Source organism: Streptomyces synnematoformans (assembly GCF_039531005.1).
Lineage (GTDB): Bacteria > Actinomycetota > Actinomycetes > Streptomycetales > Streptomycetaceae > Streptomyces > Streptomyces synnematoformans.
In genome coordinates this window covers 1-2,073 of record NZ_BAAAPF010000586.1, presented here as the reverse complement: position 1 = coordinate 2,073, position 2,073 = coordinate 1, and the positions used below count along the sequence as shown (strand labels likewise).

The 2,073-nt window shown below is 74.4% G+C and carries 2 protein-coding genes; both read left to right on the top strand.

Annotation, left to right across the window (positions count from 1 at the left end; genetic code table 11):
- A partial coding sequence (locus ABD317_RS36275) for a sortase (protein WP_344296212.1) occupies positions 1-916 on the top strand: 916 nt, incomplete at its 5' end.
- A 50-nt stretch (positions 917-966) separates the two neighbouring features.
- Positions 967-1,791 carry a phosphate ABC transporter ATP-binding protein gene (locus tag ABD317_RS36270; protein ID WP_344296209.1) on the top strand — a complete coding sequence of 275 codons (825 nt, stop codon included), beginning with the start codon at positions 967-969 and terminating at the stop codon, positions 1,789-1,791.
- The last annotated feature ends 282 nt before the right edge of the window (positions 1,792-2,073 follow it).

The window sequence follows — 2,073 nt, the reverse complement described above, 5'->3', positions numbered from 1 at the left end:
CGGTCCGCCCGGCCCGCCCGGACGGCCCGGCGGGGCGCCGGTCGGCGAGCCGCAGAGCCCGCCCCGGCGCGACCCGCGGCTGGCCGTCTCCGGCGCCGCGCTGCTCATCCTCTCCGCACTCCTCTTCGGCTTCGCCGCCAACCTGACCCTCGTCGGCCACCTCCAGCACGCCCGCGGCCAGCAGACCGGCTACGCCCAGCTGCGCGACCAGCTCGCCCAGGGCGTCGCCCCGGTCGGCCAGACCGACATCGACGGCAAGGTGCTCTCGCCCGGTACGCCGGTGGCGCTGCTGCGCGCACCGGACGCCGGGATCCGTGAGGTCGTCTTCGAGGGCACCACCTCCGGCGTGCTGACCGCGGGGCCCGGGCACCGCCGGGACACCGCGCTGCCCGGGCAGGCGGGCACCAGCGTCATCATGGGCCGGCAGTGGGGCTACGGCAGCCCGTTCGTCAACCTCGACGAGCTGGAGTCCGGCGACGAGATCGAGGTCGTCACCGGGCAGGGCCGGCACACGTACCGCGTCACCGGGCGGCGCGAGGCCGGGGACCCGATCCCCGACGCGGTCGGCGAGGGCGAGGGCCGGCTGCAGCTGATGACCGCGACGGGTCCCGCGTACACCCCCCGCGGCCTGCTGCGGATCGAGGCCGAACTGGTCTCCGACGTCCAGCCGCGGCCCGCCCGGCTGATCGGCTCCGGGATGCTGAGCGACGCCGAGGAGCCGCTGGCGGGCGACCCCGCCGCGTGGGTGCCGATCCTGCTCTGGAGCCAGTTGCTGCTCGTCGTCGCCGCGGCGGTCACCTGGGCGTACCGCCGCTGGGGCCGCTGGCAGGCGTGGATCACCGGCGTGCCCGTGCTCGGCGCCGTCGGCATCGCGCTGTCCGGCGAGGTCACCCGGCTCCTGCCCAACCTGCTGTGACCGTTTCGTGCACACCCCTGAATCCCCCGAACCCCGTGGAAGGTGAGGCCATGTCGCTCACGGACACCACCGTCGAGCTGCCCCCGGTCGGCGCGGGCCGGCCCGCGACCCTCGAAACCCGCGACGTCTCCGCCTGGTTCGGCGACCACAAGGTGCTGGAACGGGTGTCGCTGACCATGCCGCCGCACCGGGTGACGGCGCTCATCGGCCCCTCCGGCTGCGGCAAGTCCACGTACCTGCGCATCCTCAACCGGATGCACGAGCTGGTCTCCTCCGCCGCGCTCGCCGGCGAGGTGCTGCTGGACGGCGAGGACATCTACGACCGCGGCCGGCGCATCACGCACGCCCGCCGGCAGATCGGCATGGTCTTCCAGAAGCCCAACCCGTTCCCGGCCATGTCGATCTACGACAACGTGCTGTCCGGGCTGAAGCTGAACGGCATCCGCGCCGCCCGCGCGGACAAGGACGCCCTCGTCGAGGAGTGCCTGACCAAGGCGGGCCTGTGGAAGGAGGTACGCGACCGGCTGCGCCAGCCCGGCGGCGCGCTCTCCGGCGGCCAGCAGCAGCGGCTGTGCATCGCCCGCTCCCTGGCCGTACGCCCCCGGGTGCTGCTGATGGACGAGCCGTGCTCGGCGCTCGACCCGACGTCCACGCGCCGTGTCGAGCAGACCATCGGCGAGCTGATGCACGAGGTGACGATCGTCATCGTCACCCACAACATGCAGCAGGCGCAGCGCGTCTCGCAGCAGTGCGCGTTCTTCCTGGCCGAGCACGGCACGCCGGGCGCCGTCGTCGAACACGGGCCGACCGAGGCGATGTTCGACAGCCCGCAGGACGAGCGCACCTCCGACTACGTCCACGGCCGCTTCGGCTGATCCGCGGCGATCCGCGGCGATCGGCGGCTGATCGGCGGCTGATCGGCGGCTGATCCGCCGGCGGTCTCCGACCGGCGCCGCCCCACCGGGCGGCCGTACGCCCGCCCGTCCTTCGACCCGGAGGTGACCTGAGTTGTCCGCACCCCTGCAACACCGTACCGCCGCGGCGGCGGTGGCCCTGGCGGCCGTGGCGGCCCTCGCCGCCTGCGGCTCGCCCGGCCACCCGCCGGCGGTGCGGTGTTGCAGGGGTGGGGACAACTCAGGTCACCTCCGGGTCGAAGG